The organism is Actinomadura pelletieri DSM 43383 (genome assembly GCF_003634705.1).
Classification (GTDB): domain Bacteria; phylum Actinomycetota; class Actinomycetes; order Streptosporangiales; family Streptosporangiaceae; genus Spirillospora; species Spirillospora pelletieri.
In genome coordinates this window covers 604023-624947 of the sequence record NZ_RBWU01000003.1, presented here as the reverse complement: position 1 = coordinate 624947, position 20925 = coordinate 604023, and the positions used below count along the sequence as shown (strand labels likewise).

The following is a 20925-nucleotide window of genomic DNA, read 5'->3' as shown; positions in this document are numbered from 1 at the left end:
CGAGCCCTGTTCAGGGAGTGAGCAGGGCCCGGGCGGTCTGGACGAGGGCGGCGTTGTCGGCGGCGGGCGCCCCATCGGGAAGGACGAGCGTGTCCTCCAGCCCGATACGGACGTCCAGGTTCAGCCGGACGGCGAGCCGCAGGACGGGCCACGCGCCGCCGTCCTCCCCGTGCAACAGGACCGGACGGCCGTGCCGGGTGCCGAGGTCGTGCAGCAGGGCCTTCGCCGTCCCGGTCGCCGTCTCCGGGTCGGGGTCGGTGACCTCGGCGAGGACCCGCAGCACATGGTGGGCGTGCGGCCAGCGCAGGAACCGTTCGGCGCCGTCGGTGCCGGAGAAGATCCCGGCCTCGATGGCGACGCCGCGTTCGAAGAGCGCCTCGGCGACGAGGTCGGCGCCGTCCTCGTGGAAGTTCACCGACGCGTGGTCGGGCAGGACGGTCCAGGCGCGGATCTGGGCGGCGCGTTCGATCGGGTCGGGCGTCGTCCACGCGCCGGTGGTCACCCCGATCTGGATGGACGGTGTCGACGCGCGCACGGCGTCGACGGCGGCGGCGACATGGACCGGGTCCACGGTGTCGGCGCCCGTGTCGTCCCGCGGATGCACGTGCGCGTCCTGCGCGCCGACGTCGACGGCGGCGCGGACCGCGACCGCGATCTCCTCCGGCGAGACGGGTACGCCCTCGGTCCGGCGTCCGTTCGGGCAGACCTGAAGCATGTCCCGATCATGTCAGGTCGGTGCCGGCGCCCGCCGACGCAGGGTCCCGTTCCCGTAGCGGCCGAATCGTCTTGTCGGCCGAGGTGGGGCCGAAGGAGCGGAGGACGACCGGGGTCTCCAGCACGTCCTCGATCGTCTCGTCCGCGCGTCCGAGCGACGCGTAGACGGGACGGGCGGTACGCAGGAGGCGGGTGAGGGCGGCCTGCCTGTCCAGGTCGGGCGGCCCGGTCTCCAGACGCCCGACCCGTTCGCCGCCGATGGTGTAGGCCTCGCAGATCCGCAGGTCCGGACGCGCCCCCGCGACGTCCAGATGCGTGACCGCGAGGCCGTCCACACCGCCCGTCACGTCCAGCGCGTAGCGGAGCGCGACCGCGTCGAGATGGCCGACGCGGAAGGCGCCCTGCCAGCGGCCCGCGGCGTTGTGCGGGTCGGGCAGGTCCGCGGTCAGCGCCGGGTCCTCGGTCACGAACGGGCCGGGGCCGTGGCGGGTCGCGTACGCGCGCAGCACCCCGAGCCGCGCCGCGGCCCCGCCCGCCTCCGCCAGCAGCGTCTCCGCGTTGGCGAACGTGGTCGTCGACCACGTCGTGTACGGGTGGAAGCCGTGCCACTCGTCCAGCAGGACGCCCTGCGCGCCCTCGAACACCACGGTCCCGGCGTGGAGCAGGCGCCGCAGGTGGTCGCCGCCGACGATCTCGACGCGGTCGCCGAAGGCGGTGAACGCGTCCACGCAGGCGTCGACGTCCGGGACGCGGGCGCCGGACGGGAACGTGTCGCGGTACCAGTCGCGCAGCGCGGCCAGCCGCCGCCGCAGCCGCGCCGGTGACCGGCAGTCGCCGACCCGGGGCGCGTCGTCGTGCGCGAGCGCGTAGGACGCGGTCTCCCCGATGCCCATGCCGCACGACCCGTGGCGTGCCGCGCCGCGCGCGGACTCCCGCGCGCGGTTCGCGGCCCGATGGTACGGCGTCGTCAGCAGGGCGTCGTGGTCGACGGTCAGCCGGTCCAGGGCGTCGCCGACGCCGACCTCCCGGAGGTGGTCGGCCTCGGCGGCGAGCGCCAGCGGGTCGACGAGCATGAACCGCGACAGGTGCGTCCGGACGCCCGGTGTGAACGTCCCCGACCCGAACTGGGCGAACGTGTGGTGGCGTCCGTCCGGGGTCACGACGTTGTGCGCCGCCTGGGCGCCGCCGTTGAACCGGACGACGGCCTTCACCCCTCTCTGACCGGAGGGTCGTCCGCCCAGGGAGGGAGGGTTCGCCGAGCACAGGTGGTCGACGACCGTGCCCTTGCCCGCGTCCCCGAAGCCGAGGTCGACGACGATCACGTGGTCCATGGTCAGAGGCGCGTGGTCGACGACGGGCGCGAGCCGTCCAGCCCGGGAGGCGTGGACGACACCGCGACGGGTGCCCGGGACGCGTCCAGCCGGGCCAGCGCCCGCGACACCGACGCGCCCGCGTCCGAACCGGTCTCCGCCAGGTGGTCCAGGCCCTCCCCGAGATCGATGGCGTCCTCGCCCAGCCCGACCGTCAGCGCGATCGTCTCGGACACGGCGTCGAGATCGTCCAGGTAGATCACGTTCTGGCCGAGCAGGTCGTGCCAGAAGTCCTTCAGCTCGCGGCTGCCGGCGTGGTAGGCCCCCTCCGGGATGATGTAGTACACGTCGTACATCCGCTGGACCTCGCGGACGATTTTGGCGACCGGAATGTCCGCCCGCAGTTCGTCGCCGATGACGTTCGCGACCTCGTGCCGCTTGACCTTCGGGTACGCCAGCTCGTCACCGATCATGAACAGGTAGCCGCGCCGTCCGCGCTTCTCGAAGCAGTCGATCGCGGTGTGCCGGGCCATGAAGTACAGGGCCAGCTCGTAGGACTCGGTCATCTGACCGCCGCCCCCGCCCTCGAGGAGGATCTTGCCGAGGTCGTCCTCCATCCGGTTGTCGGCCTCGAACTGGCCGATCTGGAGGGGCGCCCGGTCGCAGGTCGCGTCGCCGATCGCGCCGAACAGGATGTGCGGGTGCTCGACGTATCCCTTGCGCAGCAGCAGTCCGAGCAGGTCGGGCAGCCTGGACTGGAGCGTCCGCGGCACCCTCCGCATCGAGCCGGTCACGTCGAACAGGACGCCGATCGCCAGTGATTCGGGGTGGTCGTCGGAGTCCCGGCTCTCCCGGACGGTCACCCCGGACGGGTCCAGGTCGGCGTGGACGGTGGTGGCGCCGCCGTCGGAGTAGGCGAACGCGCTGGCGCCGGTGGACGCGCGGTAGCTGGCGCGCGCGGCGTAGACGTCGGTGGACCAGTGTCCGCTTCCCATGGTCGTCTCCTCAGTGTGCGGTGGGCAGGTGGAAGGGGCGGAAACGCCGCGGGCCGTAGAGCCGCGCCAGCAGCTCGTCCAGTTCGGCCAGCAGGCGCCAGGCGTCCGAGGGGCGCCGGTTCCGCGCGGGGAGCAGGCAGCCGCGCGCGAAGGTGCGCATCGCCTTCGGGGCCTTGTCGCCCATCAGGTCGAGCATGCAGCGGGTGGCCATGAAGATGTCGGTGGCCGGGCCGGCCGCCTGCCGTCCCGGCACCTCCGGCGGGTACCGGTCGGCGTAACGGTCGACCATCGCCGGGACGCGGGCGGCCCCGTCGGTCGCGTGCCGGCCGGGAACGGAGTAGCACCAGTCGACCAGGACGAGCCCGTGCTTCTCCGGGTGGATGAGCACATGGTCGGGCAGGACGGCGCCGTGCAGCACGCCGGCCCGGTGCGCGAACCCGAGGGCGACGAGCAGCCGCCGCCACATCCAGGCCGCGTCGCGGGGGTCGAGGCCGTCCGGGAACGCCCGCCGAACCTCGGTCAGGGTGTGGCAGCCGTCCAGCGCGGCGATCACGTTGACCTGCCGCTGCGCGCCCGTCGAGGCGTCCCGGTGCCGGAACGACTCGATCAGGCACGGCACGTACGGCAGGAACCGTTCGTCGCCGTCCCGGGAGAGTTGCCGCAGTGCCTCGGCCTCGCGTTCCAGCAGGTCACCGTCGCGGGGGTCGCGCGGCATCTTCAGCAGCACGGCGCTCCCCCCGGCGTCCGGGATCGCCGTGTACAGCTCGGCGAGGTCGCCGCCGATCGCGTCGCCGTCGAGCCGGTAGGCGTGGCGGCGGGTCGTGATCGTGGTGGTGTCGTCTCGGGTGTAGGCGCGCCACAGCGCGTTCAGCCTGACGAACGCGTCGCGGGTGCGGCCGCCGGTCGCGTCGGGGTGGACGAGCCGCGCCAGCCGCCGGTACCGCCGCGCCGCCTCGACCTCGTCCTCCCCGAACAGGTCGGCGGGGACGCGCACCCGGTCGAGCCGCGCCAGCGCGTCGTCGAGCGCCCGGTCGTTCATCGGATCTCCTCCTCCCGGCTGGGCCGCAGCAGCGCGGGGTGCAGGAGGCGGGCGTCACCGGCCCGGTACAGGCGGGGCCGCGGACCGCCGCGCCGCCCGCCACGGTCGGACGTCTCGCCGGTGCTCTCCACGAACCCGGGCACCGACAGCACCTTCCGGTGGAAGTTCCCGGCGTGCAGTTCCTCGCCCCACACCGCCTCGTAGACCGCGCGCAGCTCCGGGATCGTGAACTCGGCGCCGCAGAACGCGGTGGCGAGCGGCGTGTACTCGAGCTTGCCGCGCGCCCGCTCCAGGCCGTCCGACAGGATCCGCGCGTGGTCGAACGCCAGCCGGCGGGTCGTTCCCGGGCGCTGGTCCCCGGACTCGGTGAGGCCGAGGGCGTCGACCGGCACCCAGGCCGCGTCGGCGGCGTCGCCGCCCGCCTCGGGGTCGGGCAGCTCCGGCGCGAACGCCAGGTAGGCGACGGAGATGACGCGCATCCGCGGGTCGCGGCCGGGGGAGCCGTAGGTGGCGAGCTGTTCCAGGTGCATGCGGCCGAGCGCGCCGCCCTTGGCGCTGAGTCCGGTCTCCTCGGCGAGTTCGCGGACGGCCGCGTTGCTGAGGTCCTCGGCGTCGGTGCCCTGGAGCGGCCCGCCCGCCTGGACGAAACCGCCCGGCAGCGCCCACATCCCGGCGTACGGGGCGTTCCCGCGCCGCACCAGCAGCACGTGCAGGGCTCCGTCCCGGATGGTGAGGGCGACGACGTCCACCGTCACGGAGACCGGGTCGTAGTCGCGCGGGTCATAGTTCGCGAGGAACTCGCTCTCGTCGCGCGCCGGATCCGGAGTCATCCGTGCCTCCTCCTGTCACTCTCGAACTGAGTAAGTCTCAGTATGAGTTCATCTCAAGTTGAGTACAACGTAGCGCGGAGGGATGCCGGTGTCCAGCCCTTTCGCCGGGACGAACGAGCGCGGGCGCCGCTCCGGGGGAGCGACGCCCGCTAAGTTCGGCGGAATCTTACAAAACTGAATCTTCGGGAATCGGCCTCAGCGGCGGTGCCGTCCGCCGGGGTACGGGGGCTCCTCGTGCCGCTCCTCATCGTGTGGACGCGCGCTCTCCCGTGGATCCGTCGGGTAGGAGCCGGAAGCGTGCGGCTCGGAGGGATACGGCCCGGACGCCGCCGGCCGACCCGGGCCCGGCTGGTACGACCCGTACTGGCCGCTTCCGTACAGGTCGGACGTGTACTGGCCGCTCCCGTGCTGGTCGCTCTCGTATTGACCGCTTCCGTACTGGCTCCCGTACTGGTCGCTCCCGTATTGACCGCTCCCGTGCCGGTCGGACGTGTAATGGCCGCTCCCGTACTGGTCCGACCCGGGCTGCTGCTCAGCGCGGGACGAATACTGTCCGGACTCCTGCGGGCCGGACGGATGGGAGCCGGAGCCGTACGGGTACGAGGCACTGCCGAACAGGTTCGTGGACGTCTCGCTCTCCCGGGAGAACTGGCCGGTCGACTGCCGTCCGGTCGAGTACCGCCCGGACGCGTACGGGTCCTCCGGTGCCCCCGGCCGCGGGTCGGACGGCCAGGTGCCGGACTGGCCCGGGTACTCGCCGCTCGGCGCCGCGTCCCGGTACGGGAACGACCGCGGGTCATGGTGCGGCGCGGGCAGGACGGGCACGCCCGGGGGCGGCGCCACGGACTGCTGGGAGGCCGGGGGTTGCCGGGACGGCGGCTCGTCCAGCAGGAGCTTCAACTGGCTCTTCTGCCGCCCGTACACCAGGTACAGCAGCACCCCGAGGACCATCCAGATCCCGAAGTACGCCCAGGTCTCGACCTTCAGGTTCAGCATCAGCCAGCCCACCGCGATGATCGTCACGACGGCGGTGAACGGCGCGGCTGGCACCCGGAACGGACGGTGCAGGTCGGGCCGGCTGCGCCGCAGCGCCAGCATCGCGGCCGGGACGAACAGGAACGCGAACAGCGTCCCGATCACCACGAGCTGCTCCAGCGTGAGCACGTCGATCGTCTGGGACGTCACCAGCGCCGCGCCGCCCGACACCAGCGTGGCCCGGGACGGCACCTTGTAGCGGCGGCTCATCGACGCCAGCGGACGCGGCAGCAGCCCGTCGCGCGACATCGAGAACACCACCCGCGTCAGACTGATCACCAGAACCAGGATCACGGTGGTCAGCGCCACCATCACGCCCACGTTGACGAGCTTGCCCATCGCGCCGGCCCCGACCGAGTCGAACGCCGCGGCGATCAGCAGCTTGTCGGGGTTGAGCCGGGCGAAGCCGTCCATGCCGACCATGCCGACCAGTACGACCGCCACGGCCGCGTACAGCACGACCGCGGTGACCAGGGCCGTGAGGATGCCGCGCGGCACCTTGCGGGGCGCGTCCTCGGTCTCCTCGGCGGAGGTCGCGATCAGGTCGAAGCCCACATAGGCGAACGCGATCGCGGGCGCCGCCGCGAACAGGCCCCAGACGCCGAACACCTCGGGACTGCCGCCGCCGACCGCCCCGAGGAGGGCGTCCAGGGCCGTCTTGTCGCCCTCGGGAGCCGGTCGGGCGGGCGGGAGGAAAGGGGTGACGTTGTCGGGGCTGAAGAACTTCAGCCCGGTGGCGATGACCAGCCCGACGACGATGAGCTTGGCCATCACCATGAACCACAGCGTCCGCAGGCTCATCCGGCTGCCGGTGGCGAGCATCAGCACGACCAGCAACAGGATGACGAACGCGAACAGGTCGGGGCCCTTCTGCTGACCGATCAGGTCACCGAGCCACCCGGGTATCGGAACCCCGAAGTCGTTGAGCGTCTGCGCCGCGTACAGCGACCAGACCCGTGCCAGCACCGACGCGGCGAGCAGCAGCTCCATCACCAGCGCCCAGCCGACGATCCACGCCCATACCTCGCCGAACGCGACGTAGCTGAAGGAGTAGGCGCTGCCCGCCACCGGAATGATCGAGGACAGCTCGGCGAGGGCGAGCGCGACGAGCAGACACACGGCACCGGCGATGAGAAAGGACAGGATCACGCCGGGACCGGCGGTCGAGACGGCCTGCTCACCCGCGATCTTGAAGATGCCGGAGCCGATCATCACACCGAGACCGAGGACGACGAGATCTCGGGTCCGGTACACCACGCGAAGCCGATGCCGGCCACCGTAGATCTTGCCGGTCGCCTGCTCCACGGGCAGGCGCCGGAACATGTTGTTGCGCATGCGCATGTCCCAGGTCATAGGTATCCCCCCAGGCCCTGAACCCGCGCCGCTGTTCGCGAGGTGACGGCTTGTCGAATCCCTAAGAATTCACCAGGTATGAGCATAATCGCAACGTTTTCCGGGTGATCCACGTCATAGAGCTGTTGGCGAATCCTGCCAAACCGGCAGGTAGGCGACGTGCCGCAGCGCCGCCCTCACGGACGGCGCACGCTTGATTGAGTTTCTCGTGGAACGTTCCGGGCGAAATCGCCTAAATGGCCGGACGGAAAGCGCTTTACGATCTTTGTGCGCCGTCCCGGGACACCGCGTCCGGGGTCGGCCGGTGCGGACGGTGGCATCCGGCGAAGATCGGTGAAACCGTAGGGGCGCCGTGTTCCCTTGGAGGCCCGATGCCGCGCTCCCCATCGTCCTCGAAGACAGCGAGTCCGAGCCCGAGTTCGAGGCCGCTACCGAGGTCCGGGCCGTTCCGCGCCCGGCGCCGCGCGGCCGTCCTCGTGCTCGCGCTCGCCGCCACCGCGTCCCTGACCGTGCCCGCGGCGGCGATCGCGCTGGACCAAACGCATCCCCGGCCGCCGGTCAAGCAACCGGTCGCGACCGGTTTCGGTGGCGCGGTGTCGACGGTCGACCCGGACGCGAGCCGCACGGCGCTCGAGGTGCTCCGCCAGGGCGGCAACGCCATGGACGCGGCCGTCGCCGCCGGCGCGACGCTCGGCGTCACCGAGCCCTATGTGGCGGCGATCGGCGGGGGCGGCTATCTCACCTACTACGACGCGAAGACCCGCCGCGTGCACGCCATCGACGGACGCGAGTTCGCGCCGAAGCGGATGGGCCCGGACGCCTTCGTCGACCCGGCGACCGGCGCGCCGCTCCCGTTCGACCAGGCCGTCACCAGCGGGCTCGGCGTCGGCGTGCCCGGCACGCTCGCGCAGTGGGATCTCGGGCTGCGCCGCTTCGGCACCCGCGACCTGGACGACCTGCTGCGCCCCGCCATCAGGATCGCCGACCGCGGCTTCGTCGTGGACCAGGAGTTCCACGACCAGACGGCGGCGAACGCGGCCCGCTTCCGCGACATCGTCCCGACCCGCGAGCTGTTCCTGCCGGACGGGAGACCGCCCGCGGTCGGCTCGGTGTTCCGCAACCCCGACCTCGCCGACACCTACCGGCAGGTGGCGAAACGCGGCACCGACTGGTTCTACGAGGGACGGCTCGGCAAGGAGATCGTCCGGACGGTCGCCGGGCCGCCGGTGGACCCGTCCTCGACCCGGAACGTCCGGCCCGGCCTGATGACACGCGACGACCTGGCCGCCTACCGGGCGCTGGTCCGCGAACCCACCCATGTCGCCTACCGGGGGATGGACGTGTACGGGATGCCGCCGTCGTCGTCCGGCGGCGCGACGGTGGGGGAGGCGCTGAACATCCTCGGCAACTTCCGGCTCGACCGGCGCGACCCGGTCACCGCCCTGCACTACTACCTGGAGGCGTCGAAGCTCGCCTACGCCGACCGCGCCCGCTACCTGGGCGACGCCGACAAGGTGAACGTGCCGCTGGCCGAGCTGCTGGCACCCGGTTTCGCCCGCGAACGCGCCTGCCTGATCAAGCCGAACGAGGCCGCCGCCGCGCCCGTCGCGCCCGGTTCGCCGGACGGCGCCTACGAGCCATGCGTCCCGCCCGGAACCCAGACCAGGGCGCTGGCCTTCGAGGGTCCGCAGACCACCCATCTCGTCATCGCCGACAAGTGGGGCAACGTCGTCGCCTACACGATCTCGATCGAGCAGTTCGGCGGCAGCGGCCTCACCGTCCCCGGACGCGGGTTCCTCCTCAACAACCAGCTGACCGACTTCTCCTTCCAGCCGCCCCCGCCCGGGAGCCCGCCGGACCCCAACCTTCCGGGGCCGCGCAAGCGCCCGCGGAGCAGCATGGCGCCGACGCTCGTCCTCAAGGACGGCAGTCCGCGGCTGGCCCTCGGGACGCCCGGCGGGTCGACGATCATCACGACCGTGCTGCAGATCCTGATCAACCGTCTCGACCTCGGCATGGCCCTGCCCGCCGCGTTGAACGCCCCGCGCGCGACGCAGCGCAACACCCCGCAGGTCTTCGCCGAGCAGGCGTTCATCGACGCCTACGGGCGGGAGCTGGCCGCACGTGGTCACCGGTTGGAGCCGTTCCCGGGCCCGCCCGCGGGCGTCATCGGCGCCGCCACGGCGCTGGAGATCCTGCGGCCGGGGCTCGTCCAGGCGGTCGCGGAGCCGACGCGGCGGGGCGGCGGCAGCGCCCTGGTCGTCCGCCCGGTCGAGTAGCCGGTGCCGGGTCCGGGGCGTGTCCGGACGGCGAACGGGAAGGAGTCGTGCCATGGCCCACGCTTACGTGCAGGTGACGACCACGACCGACTCCCGGGCCGAGGCCGCCGAGCTGGCGAAGTCCGCGGTCGCCGGGCGGCTGGCGGCATGCGCGCAGCTCGTCGGCCCGATCGCGAGCACCTACTGGTGGGAGGACGAGATCGAGTCGGCGGAGGAATGGATGGTGCTGTTCAAGACCTCCGCGGACCGGTTCGACGAGCTGGCCTCGCTGATCACCGAGCTGCACTCCTACGACACCCCGGAGATCATCGCGACGGCGGTGGTGGCGGGCAGCATGGACTATCTCGCCTGGATCACCGAGCAGACCGAGCCGGGTGAACGCGACGAGGCCGTGGCCGACGACACCGACGTGTGACCGACGGCGATCGCCGTCGCGTGCCGCCGGACGTCACGCCATCGGCGGCGCGTCCAGGTCGTCCTGCGCGCGGGCGGCGTGCCGGGGCAGCAACAGCGCCGGAACGATCAGTACGGCGGTGAGGGCGAGCGCCACCCAGAACGCGTGCCCGAACGCCTCCGCGAGCTGCGGCGCCACCTGCTCCCTGACCTTTTCGGGGAGCCCCTCCACGCCGCCCGCGCCGCCGTCGCCCGGCGCCTGCGGAATTCGGTCGCTGATCTGGCGGGACAGCACGACCGCGAGCAGCGCGGTACCGACCGCCCCGCCGAGCTGCAGGATGATGTTCAGGGTGCTGCTGGCCCGCGACACCACGGCACGGCGCAGCGTCGTCAATGCCGCCGACATCGTCGGCATCATCGTGCAGCCGAGGCCGAGCCCCCGCACGTAGAGCATGGCGCCGAGCAGCCAGTAGGAGGTGTCCGCCTTCACCAGCGCGAACGGGAGCGTGCCGATGACCAGCAGCACGATGCCGAACGGCACGATCCGTCCCGCGCCGAACTTGTCGGTGATCACGCCGCCGATCGGCATGGCGGTCGCGGCGCCGAGGCCCTGCGGCGCCAGCAGCAGACCCGCCGCGAGCGCGCCCTCACCGCGCGCCGTCTGGTAGTACAGCGGGATCAGCAGCATCGAGGCCATCAGCGCGACGCCGACGAAGAACACCCCGACGGACGCGGTCGCGAACGTCCGGTCGGTGAACAGCCGCACGTCGATCAGTGACCGTTCGCCGCGCCTCAGACTGTGCAGCGCGAACAGGCCCACCAGGACCACGCCGCCGGTCAGCCAGCCGATCGTCGAGGCGTTTCCGAAGCCGCCGTGACTCGTCGCCGTGGACAGGCCGTAGATCAGCAGGACGAATCCGGGCGGCAGCAGGATCAGCCCCCGCAGGTCGAGTTCGGAGGGGGTGCGCTCCCCGGAGTCGCCCGGCACCCTCCGCCAGGCCAGGGCGAGGGCGAGCGCGCCGACCGGCAGGTTCACGAAGAAGATCCAGCGCCAGTCGACGTCCTCGACCAGCCAGCCCCCGAGGACCGGCCCGAGGACGGGACCGAGCAGCATCGGAACGCCGATGATGCTCATGATCCGGCCCATCCGGTGCGCTCCGGCCGCCATCGTCAGGATCGCCATGCCGGTCGGCATCAGCATCCCGCCGCCGAGGCCCTGGAGCACCCGGAACAGGATCAGGGACTCGATGTTCCAGGCCGCGCCGGACAGCCCGGAGCCGATGACGAACAGCGTGATCGACGTCATCCACACGAGGCGTCCGCCGAACCGGTCGATGGCCCACCCGGTGAGCGGGATGACCGTGCCCATGGCCAGCATGTAGCCGGTGACCACCCACTGGATGGTCGACAGCCCGGTGTCGAAGTCGCGGCCGAGGGTCTCCAGCGCGACGTTGACGATCGTGGTGTCCAGGATCGCCATCACCGCGCCCGACACGATCACCAGGCCGAGCAGGATGGTCTGCCGGTCCAGCCGTTCGCCGCGCGCCGCGCCGCCGGACGGCGCCGTCGTGGTCGACGGGACTTCGGCCATGATCGGCCTCCTTGAAGCGGAGACGTCGCGACGTTCCGTACGTTTTGCAGTGCACCACGAAATATGTTGAACTTCAAGGTATGTCCGAGGAGTCGAGCTCCGCCGACGCGTCGATCGACGCGGGGATCGACGCGGGGATCGACGCGGGGATCGACGCGGGGATCGACGCGGACCTGGAGACGATCGTCCAGCTCATGGGACGGCTGGTGCGCAGCCTGAAAGGCTCGGGAGGGCACGAGGACGCGCACGAGCTGATCGGACACGTGCGGGCCGCCGGGCTCAACCCGCGTCATGTCCCCGTGCTGATGAGCCTCGTTCTGCACGGGCCGTCGCCCGTGGGGGTCCTCGCCGGGCACATGGGCCTCAGCCCCGCCACGGTCAGCCAGCTCGTCGGGGAACTCCAGCGCGGCGGGTTCGTGGAGCGGCGCCCCGACGAACACGACCGCCGACGCATGATCGTCAGTCTGGCCGAGACGCACCGCGCCGTCATCGAGCGGTTCGCCTGGCGGCGGCTCCGCCCCATGCGGAGGACGCTGGCGGCGCTCACACCCGTGGAACGGGCCTACTTCCTGCACGGCTGGCGCACGCTCGTGGAGAACATGGAACGTGCCGGACCGCGCGGGTGATCGTTTCGGCCGCAGCTTCAGCCGCGGCGCATGAGCCGTCCGACGGCCGCCATCAGCTCGGTCGACATCGCGTCGCCCTTGCCCTCCTCGGCGCCCTCCGCCACGCAGTGCCGCACATGCCCGTCCAGCAGCCCGAGCGCCACCTTGTCCAGCGCGGCCTGGACGGCGCTGATCTGGGTGAGGATGTCGATGCAGTAGCGGTCGTCCTCGACCATCCGGTCGATGCCGCGCACCTGGCCCTCGATCCGGGCCAGCCGGGTCTGCAGCTGGTCCTTGGTGGCGGTGTACCCGCGGGTGGGGGTCTCGCTCGTCGCCATCACCGTCCTCGCAATCCTCGGGGGACGTCCCCTATGGGTACTTTATGCGCTGGCGGTGCTCCCGGCGCCTACTCCAGGATCGAGGAGAGGGGAGTGTGGGGGAGGTTGTGGGCCTCCGCCACGTGCTCGTAGACGAGCGTGCCCGCGTGGGTGTTGAGGCCGCGGGCCAGGGCCGCGTTGGACCGCAGGGCCCCTTCCCAGCCCTTGTCGGCGATCTGGACGGCGTAGGGGAGCGTGACCCCGGTGAGGGCGTACGTGGACGTGTTCGGGACGGAACCGGGCATGTTCGCCACGCAGTAGAACAGCGACTCGTGCACCTTGTAGGTGGGGTCGGCGTGGGTGGTCGGGCGGGAGTCCTCGAAGCAGCCGCCCTGGTCGATGGCGATGTCGACGAGGACGGACCCCGGCTTCATGCTTGCGACGAGGTCGTTGGAGACCAGCTTGGGGGCCTTGGCGCCCGGGATCAGCACGGCGCCGATGACGAGGTCGGCGGCGCGGGCCTCCTGCTCGAGGGAGTAGGCGCTGGACACCAGCGTGCGAAGGCGGCCCTGGTAGATGGCGTCGATGTGGCGGAGGCGGTCGACGTTGACGTCCAGGACGGTCACGTCCGCGCCCATGCCGACGGCGATCTGCGCCGCGTTGAGACCGGACACGCCGCCGCCGATCACGACGACCTTGGCCGGGGCCACCCCGGGCACCCCGCCCGGAAGGACACCGCGGCCCCCGTTGGACGCCATCAGGTTGTAGGCGCCGACCTGCGGGGCGAGGCGGCCGGCGACCTCCGACATGGGGGCCAGCAACGGCAGGGAGCGGTCGGGGAGCTGGACGGTCTCGTACGCGATCGCGGTCACTCCGGCGGACAGCAGCGCGTCGGTGCAGGCCCTGGACGCGGCCAGGTGCAGGTACGTGAACAGGACCTGACCCTCGCGCATCCGCGGGTACTCGGGCTCGATCGGCTCCTTGACCTTGAGAATCAGGTCGCCCTCGGCCCAGACCTCGTCCGGTCCGTCCAGGATCTTGGCGCCCGCGGCGACATAGTCGTCGTCGGGCACGGCGGAGCCGAGCCCGGCGCCGCGTTCGACGAACACCTCGTGGTCGTGGCGGGTCAGCTCGTGGACACCCGCCGGGGTGATGGCCACGCGGTACTCGTGGTTCTTGACCTCGCGCGGGACGCCGATCTTCACGGGAGCCTCCGTTGACGGTGACCGGTGGTACGTCTGGTGGTGCGTCAGGTGGTGCGTCGGGTGGTACGTCTCCAGCGTGGTGGCCGGACGACGTCGTGCCCACTTGCAGTGTGTAAGTTCCTCCCCGGTCCTGATGACAGGGTGTAATTCCCGCAGGGAGTTAGGGGCGGCGCGGCGGGCGACGGCGGGCGAGCGCGGCGGACGAACGGTGGCGCCACACGACGAGAGGCCCTCAGTGCACGGGAACTGAGGGCCTCTCGGTATTCGCCGACCGGTCGCTACCTGGGAGTGAGCCCGAAATCGGCGTCTCGGCCGGTAATCGGGTCCGCCGAGCCTCTGTGACGGGCCCCGGTTTCCCGGTGAGACATGAGTAAGTTACATGGGCTAATCCTTCTCGGCAAGCGCTCTGGCCATGTAATCCAGGGCTTTCGCTTGAGATTGCACGCTGTTGTTACGTGGGCTATAGTCGTTCTCGCCCGGTCCGGAGATCGGACCGGGCGGGTGTGATGGCCGCACCGTGGTGATGGGACCGGCCTGTCCCTTCTTCGGGGGGAGAGGGGGCAGGCCGGTTCGGCCGGATTCTCGCCGTGGAGCCACCGTGCCGGTTCGCCGTGCCGGCACGGTCCGCGGGTGCGCGTCCGCTCACGGGGGGACCCGGCAGTGCCGCCGCGCTGCCGGTTGGAGCCGGACGCCCCGCCGATACGCACCCCCCGGCCTCGCGCCGGGGGGTGCGCCGCTTTCCGGAAGTCGCCTGTCCGGCGTCGTGTCGAACAACGGGGTATTTCGCATGCCCTCACCCGATCCCCGGGTGGATCGGGTTCATTGGTCATGCGCTGATTCTCCTTTTTCGTCCCCGGGCATGCGTTCCATCGCCAAAGTAAAAGAGATGTTCCTGTGACCTGTGGAGTCTTTAGCCCATGTAACAATAGGCTCCGCATCGCGACCGTGGCCGGGCTCATTCCAGGCCCCCGGCCGGGAGAGAGGAGCCATGGAGGGTAACGCCATCATTCTCGGCTTCGAGCGGATCCATGGCGGTGCCGATTCGGCGCTTTCGGCGCTGCTCGCGGCGCTGCTCATCTGCTCGCTCGCGATCCTGCTGGAGCGCTGGCGAGACGGTCGGCGCAGGTCGTGCGCCTGCGGGTGTGGAAGCCCGCTGAGGCGCTGCGAGACACCGGCGTCCGCGCCCGAGCGGGCCGCGCGACGCGGACGTGGACGTCACAGGGGAGGCAGGCATGCACGAACAGGACAGCCACGAAAAGGGCGGGCACGAACAGGACGGGCACGAACAGGACCGGTGCGAGGGGCCCCAGCGGGGCTGCGCGCAGCTCCCCACGCTGGAGATCATCCTCGGACGGCTGGCGGATCGGTCGCTCCTGGAGCCGCTGCGGGTGTGCTCCCAGTGCGGCGCCTGCCTGCTGACGGTGCACGGGGTGTGGCCGGAGGGGGCGCCCAGCCCGTTCCGGGTCGTGCGCCTGGGCGTGCTCCAGAGGCGGGTGCCCGCCCACGGCACGGCGCGGTATCCGTCGCGGCCCCGCCGCGCGGTTGAGGCCGCCCGTCCGGCATAACAGGAGAGCACAACGAGATAACACCGTGAAATAGCACGGCGAGGGCCCTCGGCGAGGGCTCGCACGGCGAGGGACCGGGGCACGCGGGGGCGGCCCCGGTCCCTTCTTTCGCGGCCCGGAGACCGGGACCGACCACGGCGGAAGAAACGGGAGAACCGGCGGAGCCGGAGAACCGAGGGTGGAGCCGTCCGGGCCGCCGGGCCGCGCGGCTTTCAGGCAATTCCAGAAGGACGTGGACCGTCCGCGCGGCGCGCGTCAGTCGTGGTCGGGCAGTTGCAACGTCCAGTAACGCCAGCCCGCGAGTTCACCCTCGTCGATATGACAGGGCGGCGGCAGTTCGGTCACGCCGTAACCGTCCAATACCTCGTCCAACCAGGCATTGTCCTGTTCGGTGATGTCGTCCGGGCGGTCGCAGGCGATGAGCATTCCGCTCGCCACGAAGACGATCGCGCCGCCCGCGGGTGAGATGAGTTTCGCGTCGGCGATCTCCCGCGCGAAGGCCACTGACCCGATATCGCTCACCCTGCCTCTCCCAACCCCGGCGTGGTAGCGCGCTTCCCTTAAGGATGCCTTCCAAACACAAACGTACAAGAGTGACCCCGCTGACAACAGGGCAACATGGGGTCCAATGTGTTTTGTGTTCTACCCGTGCCGGGCCGCGTAGGATTCTTTCGGCTCGGAGATCCGTTCGTACTGCGGATCGGCCAGCGCCTCTTCCGGGGTGCGGCTCGACCGGTACAGCCCGCATTCCGGGTCGTACCGGATGATTTGATTGTCGGCGCGTAGGTTGCGCACGGCGGTCACGTACATGTCGCGGATCGACCCGGCGAGGTTCTCGACACCGAGCTGCCGGGCCCGCGCATGGTATTCCAGCAGCCGGTAGAGGCTTTGATTGCGCTCCTGGCGCGGCAGGTTCGGCCACGCCTCGAATTCGCGGTCGGCGCGGACATGACGCGCCCCGACGGTGATTCCGTACTCCGATCGGAGGCGGTCGCGGTTACGCTGCACCCAGACCCGGACGTAGCTTTCCGTCACCTCGTCGTCGACGAGCACGCTCAGCCGCTGGGCGTACCCCCGCCACGGCAGTTCCTTCCCGTGTTCGCGCCACAGGAGCAGGAAGTCCTCATCGCGAATTCTGCCCATGCCGATTCTCTCCAGTGCTCACTCCCAGGCCCCAAGTGTAGGGCCGCCGACCAGCCCAGACCACCGGTACTGGACTCGCCCGATCACGGACGGTGGCGGCCGCGGCGCGCGCCCCGAACCCCGGCGCCGCGTATCTCTCACGCCCCTATTACCAGTAAACCCCGCGAATCGGACATGATAGGGGAACGGCCACGCGGCGAATTGAATGTCGATCACGATTGCCCGGTTCGCTCGGCCCCGTCCGGTTCGGGCCAGTCTCATGGTGGTGGCGGCGGAAGCCATTCGTCGGCGATCGCGACCGTCAGTTGCTCCAGCAGCGGCCCCGCCCGGCGGACGCGGCGTTCGGGGTCCGGCTCGATGTCGGCCAGCGCGTACGCCGCCTGGATCCGCGCCTTGCGCAGCTGCTCGCCGGTGAGGCCGCGTCTGCCCGCCACGGCGATGACCGGCGCGCCCGCGCGCGCCGCGGCGCGGGCCACCCCGACCGGCGCGGTGCCCCGCAGCGAACGCGCGTCGAGCGAGCCCTCGCCGGTGACGACCAGATGCGCGCCGCGCGCCTTCTCGGCGAAACCGAGCAGGTCGAGCATGAAGGAGGCGCCCGGCTCGATCGTGGCGCCGAGGAACGTGAGCGCGGCGAAGGCGACGCCGCCCGCCGTCCCCGCCCCGGGAACGTCGCGGGCGGTCTTCCGGGACGCCGCCTCGGCCAGATCGGCCCAGCGGCGCAGCCCGGCGTCCAGCACCCGGACCTCGTCGCGGGACGCGCCGCGCCGGGGCCCGTCCACGGCGGCGGCGCCGGAACGGCCCAGCAGCGGCCCCGCGGGATCGCCCGCCACCACGACCTCGATGCCCGACATGTCGGGCAGGCCGCGCAGGTCGAGGGCGTGCAGGGAGCGCAGCGCGGCGCCGCCGGGCGGCAGGTCCTTGCCGAGGGCGTCCAGCAGGCGTCCGCCGAGCCCCTGCACCAGGCCCGCGCCGCCGTCGGTGCAGGCGCCGCCGCCGAGCCCGAGGACGATCCGGCGGGCGCCGAGCCGCACCGCGTGCGCGAGCAGCTGGCCCGTCCCGACGCTGGACGCGACGAGCGGACGCGGCCTGCCGTCCGGCAACCGCCGCACCCCCGACGCCTCGGCCAGCTCCACGACGGCGCTGCGCCCGTTCACCGCCAGGTGCGCGGTGACGGGAAGGCCGGTCGGCCCGCACACCTCGACCTCCACCCGCCGCCATCCGGCCGCCACCGCCGCGTCGACCGTGCCCTCCCCGCCGTCCGCCACGGGCAGTTCCACCAGGGGCACGTCCGGCCGGATCCGGCGCAGTCCGGCCGCCAGATGGCCCGCCGCCTGCGCCGCGGTCAACGCTCCCTGGAACCTGTCGGGCGCCAGGAGGACATGACCTGGCGGAGACGGGTGGGGGGGAGAGTCCGCGGACACCACAGCCACGCCTTTCGCGCCGGGGGGTAAGGCCCTACCTTCTGCTTACGTCATGTCGGCACTATTTGACACCCGACGGCGGCTCCGGAACCGCGAAATGAACGGAGAGTTACCCGGAAACGTTCCGGGACCATGAGACGCGGCCGCTACCGGACGCCGAGCCACCCCTCGATCGGCTCGATCGCGAAGAAGATCAGGAACAGCGCCACCACCGGCCACAGCCAGACCGAGACCTCGCGCCACCGGCCCCGCGCCGATTTGATCAGCGCGTAGCTCACCATCCCGCCGCCGATCCCGATCGTGATCGAGAAGGTGAACGGCATCAGCACGATCGTGAGGAACGCCGGGATGGTGAGGTCCGGATCGGTCCAGTCGACCTTGGCGACCTGCGTCATCATCAGCGCGCCGACGACGACCAGCGCGGGCGCCGCGGCCTGCGCCGGGACGGTCGCGGCGAGCGGCGTGAGGAACAGCGTCACCGTGAACAGCGCGCCCGTGGCGAGGTTGGCCAGGCCCGTCCGCGCGCCCTCCCCGACACCGGCCGCCGACTCCACGAACACGGTGTTGGCGGACGAGCTGGTGACACCGCCGAACGCGGCGGACACGCCGTCCACCGACAGGATCCGGCCGAGCCGCGGCACCTCGCCCTTCTCGTTCAGCAGGCCCGCCTCGTCGCTGACCCCGAGGATCGTGCCCATCGCGTCGAAGAACCCCGACAGCACCAGCGTGAACAGCACGACCAGCGCGGTGATCATCCCGGCCTCGGCGAACCCGCCGAACAGGTCGAACTCGCCGAACAGCCCGAAGTCGGGGACGGCGAACAACTCGTCCGGCATGTTCGGCGTGACGACGCCCCAGCCGCCCTGCTTGACGGACGCGTTCTCCTGGATGACCACGGCCGCGACCGTCCCGACCACGATGCTGAGCAGGATGGCGCCCGGCACCCGCCGCACGTACAGGACGATCATCAGCAGCAGGGTGAGGACGAACACCAGCGCGGGCCATGTCGCCAGATGACCTCCGGTGCCGAGGGACAGCGGCGGGCTCGTGGCGCTGGAGGTGACGAACCCCGCGTCGTAGAAGCCGACCAGCGCGATGAACGCGCCGATGCCGACCGCGATCGCGTGCTTGAGCGCCAGCGGGATCGAGTTCATGATCCGCTCGCGGATGCCGGTGAGCGCCAGCACCACGATCACCGCGCCCTCGATCACCACCAGGCCCATCGCCTGCGGCCAGGTCATCACCGGCGCCGCCTGGAACGCCACGACCGCGTTGATGCCGAGGCCCGCGGCGAGCGCGAGCGGCGCGTTCCCCACCAGCCCCATGATCACCGTGGCGATCGCCGCCGACAGCGCCGTCATCGTCGTGAGCTGCGGAATCGACAGCGTCGCCCCGGTGACGTCCTTCGCCCCGCCGAGGATGATCGGGTTCAGCAGGATGATGTAGGCCATCGCGAAGAACGTGGTCACACCGCCGCGCAGCTCACGCGCCACGCTCGTCCGGCGCGCGGCGAGGCCGAACAGCCGTTCCAGCGGTCCACCTCCGCCCGGCGGCCGTGATTCGTCGGTCGCGGCGGCGTTGGTCTCGGGCATGAAGGGAGCTCCGCCTTCCACAGCGCGTTCTCGAAATGGCGTGCACAGGTTAGCCGGTATAGCCTGCTGACCGGCCGTGATCTCGGCACACTGAGGATCGAGTCGACTTCATCCTCGTCCTGCGCGCGCTCGCGCAGTCGGCGAGCATTCCGTAGGCGGTGGTCAAACGATGGATCGGGAGACACTGGGGCAGCGCATCCGCGCCCTGCGAATCCGGCAGGGCGTGAGCCAGGCGCAGCTCGCCTTCCCCGAGCTGTCCGACAGCTACATCTCGCTGATCGAGTCCGACAAGCGCGTCCCGGCCCCGAGCGTCGTGGAGCTCCTCGCGGCGAAGCTGAACTGCTCGGCGACCTACCTCGTCAGCGGTGTCAGCGAGGACGTCGTGGACGAGCTGCGCGTCACGCTCGACTACGCGGAGATCGCGCTGAGCAACGGCGCGGCGGCCGAGGCACGGGCCCGGTTCGCCGAGGTCCTCGCCAGCGCGGACGCGGTCGCCCTGCCGGAGATGCTGCACCAGGCGCGGTGGGGGCACGCCCTCGCGCTGGAGGCGGCGGGCGAGCTCGAGCGGGCCATCGCCGAGCTGACGGCGCTGACCGAGGAGGCGTCCGCCGAGACCGACCTCGACCACTGGGCGAAGGTGCATGTGGCGCTGAGCCGCTGCCTGCGTGAGCGCGGCGACATCAGCGCGGGCGTGCGGGCCGCCGAGAACGCGCTGCGGCACCTCATCGCGACCGGCGCCGACTCCACCGACGCCGCCGTGCACATCGGCGCGGCGCTGCTCGCCGCGTTCATCGAGCGCGGCGACCTCGTCCGCGCCCGGCAGCTCGCGACGCAGCTCGTCGAGCGGGCCGAGCGGATCGGCGGCGCCCGCGCCCGGATGGTCGCCTTCTGGGAGGCGGCGTACGTCGCCGAGATCCGCGGCGAGTACGAGGACGGTGTCGCCCTCGCCGAACGCGCGCTCATGCTCGCCGGTGACGGCGAGGACCCCCGCAACCTCAGCCGGCTGCGCGTCATCTACGCCGGGCTGCTGCTGCGCGCCCGGCCCGACCAGGCCGTCCGCGCCCGTGAGCTGCTCGGCCGGGTCCGGGACGAGATCAACGCCAGCGCGTCCGGGGAGATCGACGTCGCCTGGTGCCTGACCGAGCTGGCCCGCGCGGAGCTGGCGCTCGGCCGTCCCGCCGAGGCGGTCCGGCTCGCCGAAGAGGCCCTCGACCTGCTCGGGGACGCGCCGCGCCGCGCCACCGCCGGGGCCCTGACCGTGCTCGGCGAGGCGTCGGTGCGGCTCGGCCGCCGCGACCGCGCCGTGGAGGTCCTGACCCGCGCCGCCACCTGCCTGGAGGAGATGGAGTCCTCCAGGGAGGCCGCGCAGGCGTGGTTCGACCTCGCCGAGGTGCTGGCCGAGACGGGCACCGCCGAGGAGCCCCGCATGGCCGCCTACCGCCGCGCCCTGACCTGCGTCGGCGTGTGACCGGACGGCCCCGGCGCGGCGGCCGGAGCCCGGCACGAGGTCTGGCATCGGGCCGGGCGCCGGGCCGGGC

Annotated in this window: 18 protein-coding genes; 5 read left to right on the top strand and 13 right to left on the bottom strand. The window is 71.8% G+C overall.

The genetic code is table 11. The features are described from left to right. Nucleotides 1-10: 10 nt before the first annotated feature. The 6 genes from BZB76_RS16080 to BZB76_RS16055 all read right to left on the bottom strand — a co-directional run bounded on the left by BZB76_RS16080 (nt 11) and on the right by BZB76_RS16055 (nt 7276). On the bottom strand, nt 11-715 hold the full coding sequence (locus tag BZB76_RS16080; RefSeq protein ID WP_121435166.1) for a 3-keto-5-aminohexanoate cleavage protein: 705 nt from the start codon (nt 713-715) through the stop codon (nt 11-13). Nucleotides 716-722: 7 nt separating this feature from the next. Next, nucleotides 723-2045 (bottom strand): adenylosuccinate synthetase, encoded by a 1323-nt coding sequence (locus BZB76_RS16075; protein WP_121435165.1) that lies wholly within the window; start codon nt 2043-2045, stop codon nt 723-725. 2 nt (nt 2046-2047) lie between these two features. Then, nucleotides 2048-3019, bottom strand: a complete 972-nt coding sequence (locus tag BZB76_RS16070) for a hypothetical protein (protein ID WP_121435164.1) — start codon at nt 3017-3019, stop codon at nt 2048-2050. 10 nt (nt 3020-3029) lie between these two features. Further along, nucleotides 3030-4058 (bottom strand): serine/threonine-protein kinase, encoded by a 1029-nt coding sequence (locus BZB76_RS16065; protein WP_121435163.1) that lies wholly within the window; start codon nt 4056-4058, stop codon nt 3030-3032. Beyond that, nucleotides 4055-4888, bottom strand: coding sequence for an NUDIX hydrolase (locus BZB76_RS16060; protein ID WP_121435162.1), 834 nt, complete (start codon nt 4886-4888; stop codon nt 4055-4057). Before BZB76_RS16060 ends, BZB76_RS16065 begins: the two co-directional genes overlap by 4 nt. A 195-nt stretch (nt 4889-5083) precedes the next feature. Then, nucleotides 5084-7276 carry an amino acid permease gene (locus BZB76_RS16055; protein WP_246006979.1) on the bottom strand — a complete coding sequence of 731 codons (2193 nt, stop codon included), beginning with the start codon at nt 7274-7276 and terminating at the stop codon, nt 5084-5086. Nucleotides 7277-7647: 371 nt separating this feature from the next. Between BZB76_RS16055 and ggt the strand changes: the two genes are divergently transcribed. Together ggt and cutA are read left to right on the top strand one after the other, a co-directional pair. Continuing rightward, nucleotides 7648-9555: a gamma-glutamyltransferase gene (gene ggt / locus BZB76_RS16050; RefSeq protein WP_121435161.1), complete on the top strand. Its 1908-nt coding sequence runs from the start codon at nt 7648-7650 to the stop codon at nt 9553-9555. 52 nt (nt 9556-9607) lie between these two features. Beyond that, on the top strand, nt 9608-9970 hold the full coding sequence (cutA, locus tag BZB76_RS16045; protein ID WP_121435160.1) for a divalent-cation tolerance protein CutA: 363 nt from the start codon (nt 9608-9610) through the stop codon (nt 9968-9970). A gap of 33 nt (nt 9971-10003) precedes the next feature. On the opposite strand, the gene BZB76_RS16040 is transcribed toward cutA, so the two are convergent. Continuing rightward, nucleotides 10004-11539 carry a DHA2 family efflux MFS transporter permease subunit gene (locus BZB76_RS16040; protein WP_121435159.1) on the bottom strand — a complete coding sequence of 512 codons (1536 nt, stop codon included), beginning with the start codon at nt 11537-11539 and terminating at the stop codon, nt 10004-10006. Between the two features lie 80 nt (nt 11540-11619). On the opposite strand from BZB76_RS16040, the gene BZB76_RS16035 reads away from it, so the two are divergent. Further along, the gene (locus BZB76_RS16035) at nt 11620-12165 is read left to right on the top strand and encodes a MarR family winged helix-turn-helix transcriptional regulator (RefSeq protein ID WP_121435158.1); all 546 of its coding nucleotides are present in this window, start codon (nt 11620-11622) and stop codon (nt 12163-12165) included. Between the two features lie 17 nt (nt 12166-12182). Here the strand turns inward: BZB76_RS16035 and BZB76_RS16030 are convergent, their stop codons facing one another. Further along, nucleotides 12183-12482, bottom strand: coding sequence for a metal-sensitive transcriptional regulator (locus BZB76_RS16030; protein WP_067631628.1), 300 nt, complete (start codon nt 12480-12482; stop codon nt 12183-12185). A 68-nt stretch (nt 12483-12550) separates the two neighbouring features. Further along, nucleotides 12551-13666, bottom strand: a complete 1116-nt coding sequence (ald, locus tag BZB76_RS16025) for an alanine dehydrogenase (protein WP_121435157.1) — start codon at nt 13664-13666, stop codon at nt 12551-12553. Nucleotides 13667-14898: 1232 nt separating this feature from the next. Between ald and BZB76_RS16020 the strand changes: the two genes are divergently transcribed. Then, on the top strand, nt 14899-15231 hold the full coding sequence (locus BZB76_RS16020) for a hypothetical protein (RefSeq protein ID WP_121435156.1): 333 nt from the start codon (nt 14899-14901) through the stop codon (nt 15229-15231). Nucleotides 15232-15486: 255 nt separating this feature from the next. Here the strand turns inward: BZB76_RS16020 and BZB76_RS16015 are convergent, their stop codons facing one another. The 4 genes from BZB76_RS16015 to BZB76_RS16000 all read right to left on the bottom strand — a co-directional run bounded on the left by BZB76_RS16015 (nt 15487) and on the right by BZB76_RS16000 (nt 19387). After that, nucleotides 15487-15753: a hypothetical protein gene (locus BZB76_RS16015; RefSeq protein ID WP_147449446.1), complete on the bottom strand. Its 267-nt coding sequence runs from the start codon at nt 15751-15753 to the stop codon at nt 15487-15489. A gap of 120 nt (nt 15754-15873) precedes the next feature. Beyond that, complete coding sequence (locus BZB76_RS16010) at nt 15874-16374, bottom strand: hypothetical protein (RefSeq protein ID WP_121435154.1); 501 nt, start codon at nt 16372-16374, stop codon at nt 15874-15876. Nucleotides 16375-16631: 257 nt separating this feature from the next. After that, on the bottom strand, nt 16632-17798 hold the full coding sequence (locus BZB76_RS16005) for a glycerate kinase (protein WP_420534782.1): 1167 nt from the start codon (nt 17796-17798) through the stop codon (nt 16632-16634). A gap of 143 nt (nt 17799-17941) precedes the next feature. Next, entirely contained in the window at nt 17942-19387 is a 1446-nt protein-coding gene (locus BZB76_RS16000) for an NCS2 family permease (protein ID WP_121435153.1), read from the bottom strand. 169 nt (nt 19388-19556) lie between these two features. Between BZB76_RS16000 and BZB76_RS15995 the strand changes: the two genes are divergently transcribed. Beyond that, entirely contained in the window at nt 19557-20855 is a 1299-nt protein-coding gene (locus tag BZB76_RS15995; RefSeq protein ID WP_121435152.1) for a helix-turn-helix domain-containing protein, read from the top strand. Nucleotides 20856-20925 lie beyond the last annotated feature (70 nt).

Excerpts from the sequence above, each read along its gene's own strand:
- BZB76_RS16000 (WP_121435153.1), bottom strand. The coding sequence starts at position 19,387 with ATGCCCGAGACCAACGCCGCCGCGACCGACGAATCACGGCCGCCGGGC.
- BZB76_RS16030 (WP_067631628.1), bottom strand. The coding sequence starts at position 12,482 with ATGGCGACGAGCGAGACCCCCACCCGCGGGTACACCGCCACCAAGGAC.
- BZB76_RS16065 (WP_121435163.1), bottom strand. The coding sequence starts at position 4,058 with ATGAACGACCGGGCGCTCGACGACGCGCTGGCGCGGCTCGACCGGGTG.
- BZB76_RS16035 (WP_121435158.1), top strand. The coding sequence starts at position 11,620 with ATGTCCGAGGAGTCGAGCTCCGCCGACGCGTCGATCGACGCGGGGATC.
- BZB76_RS16070 (WP_121435164.1), bottom strand. The coding sequence starts at position 3,019 with ATGGGAAGCGGACACTGGTCCACCGACGTCTACGCCGCGCGCGCCAGC.
- ggt (WP_121435161.1), top strand. The coding sequence starts at position 7,648 with ATGCCGCGCTCCCCATCGTCCTCGAAGACAGCGAGTCCGAGCCCGAGT.
- BZB76_RS16060 (WP_121435162.1), bottom strand. The coding sequence starts at position 4,888 with ATGACTCCGGATCCGGCGCGCGACGAGAGCGAGTTCCTCGCGAACTAT.
- BZB76_RS16040 (WP_121435159.1), bottom strand. The coding sequence starts at position 11,539 with ATGGCCGAAGTCCCGTCGACCACGACGGCGCCGTCCGGCGGCGCGGCG.
- BZB76_RS16010 (WP_121435154.1), bottom strand. The coding sequence starts at position 16,374 with ATGGGCAGAATTCGCGATGAGGACTTCCTGCTCCTGTGGCGCGAACAC.
- cutA (WP_121435160.1), top strand. The coding sequence starts at position 9,608 with ATGGCCCACGCTTACGTGCAGGTGACGACCACGACCGACTCCCGGGCC.
- BZB76_RS16055 (WP_246006979.1), bottom strand. The coding sequence starts at position 7,276 with ATGACCTGGGACATGCGCATGCGCAACAACATGTTCCGGCGCCTGCCC.
- BZB76_RS16080 (WP_121435166.1), bottom strand. The coding sequence starts at position 715 with ATGCTTCAGGTCTGCCCGAACGGACGCCGGACCGAGGGCGTACCCGTC.
- BZB76_RS16075 (WP_121435165.1), bottom strand. The coding sequence starts at position 2,045 with ATGGACCACGTGATCGTCGTCGACCTCGGCTTCGGGGACGCGGGCAAG.
- BZB76_RS16020 (WP_121435156.1), top strand. The coding sequence starts at position 14,899 with ATGCACGAACAGGACAGCCACGAAAAGGGCGGGCACGAACAGGACGGG.
- BZB76_RS15995 (WP_121435152.1), top strand. The coding sequence starts at position 19,557 with ATGGATCGGGAGACACTGGGGCAGCGCATCCGCGCCCTGCGAATCCGG.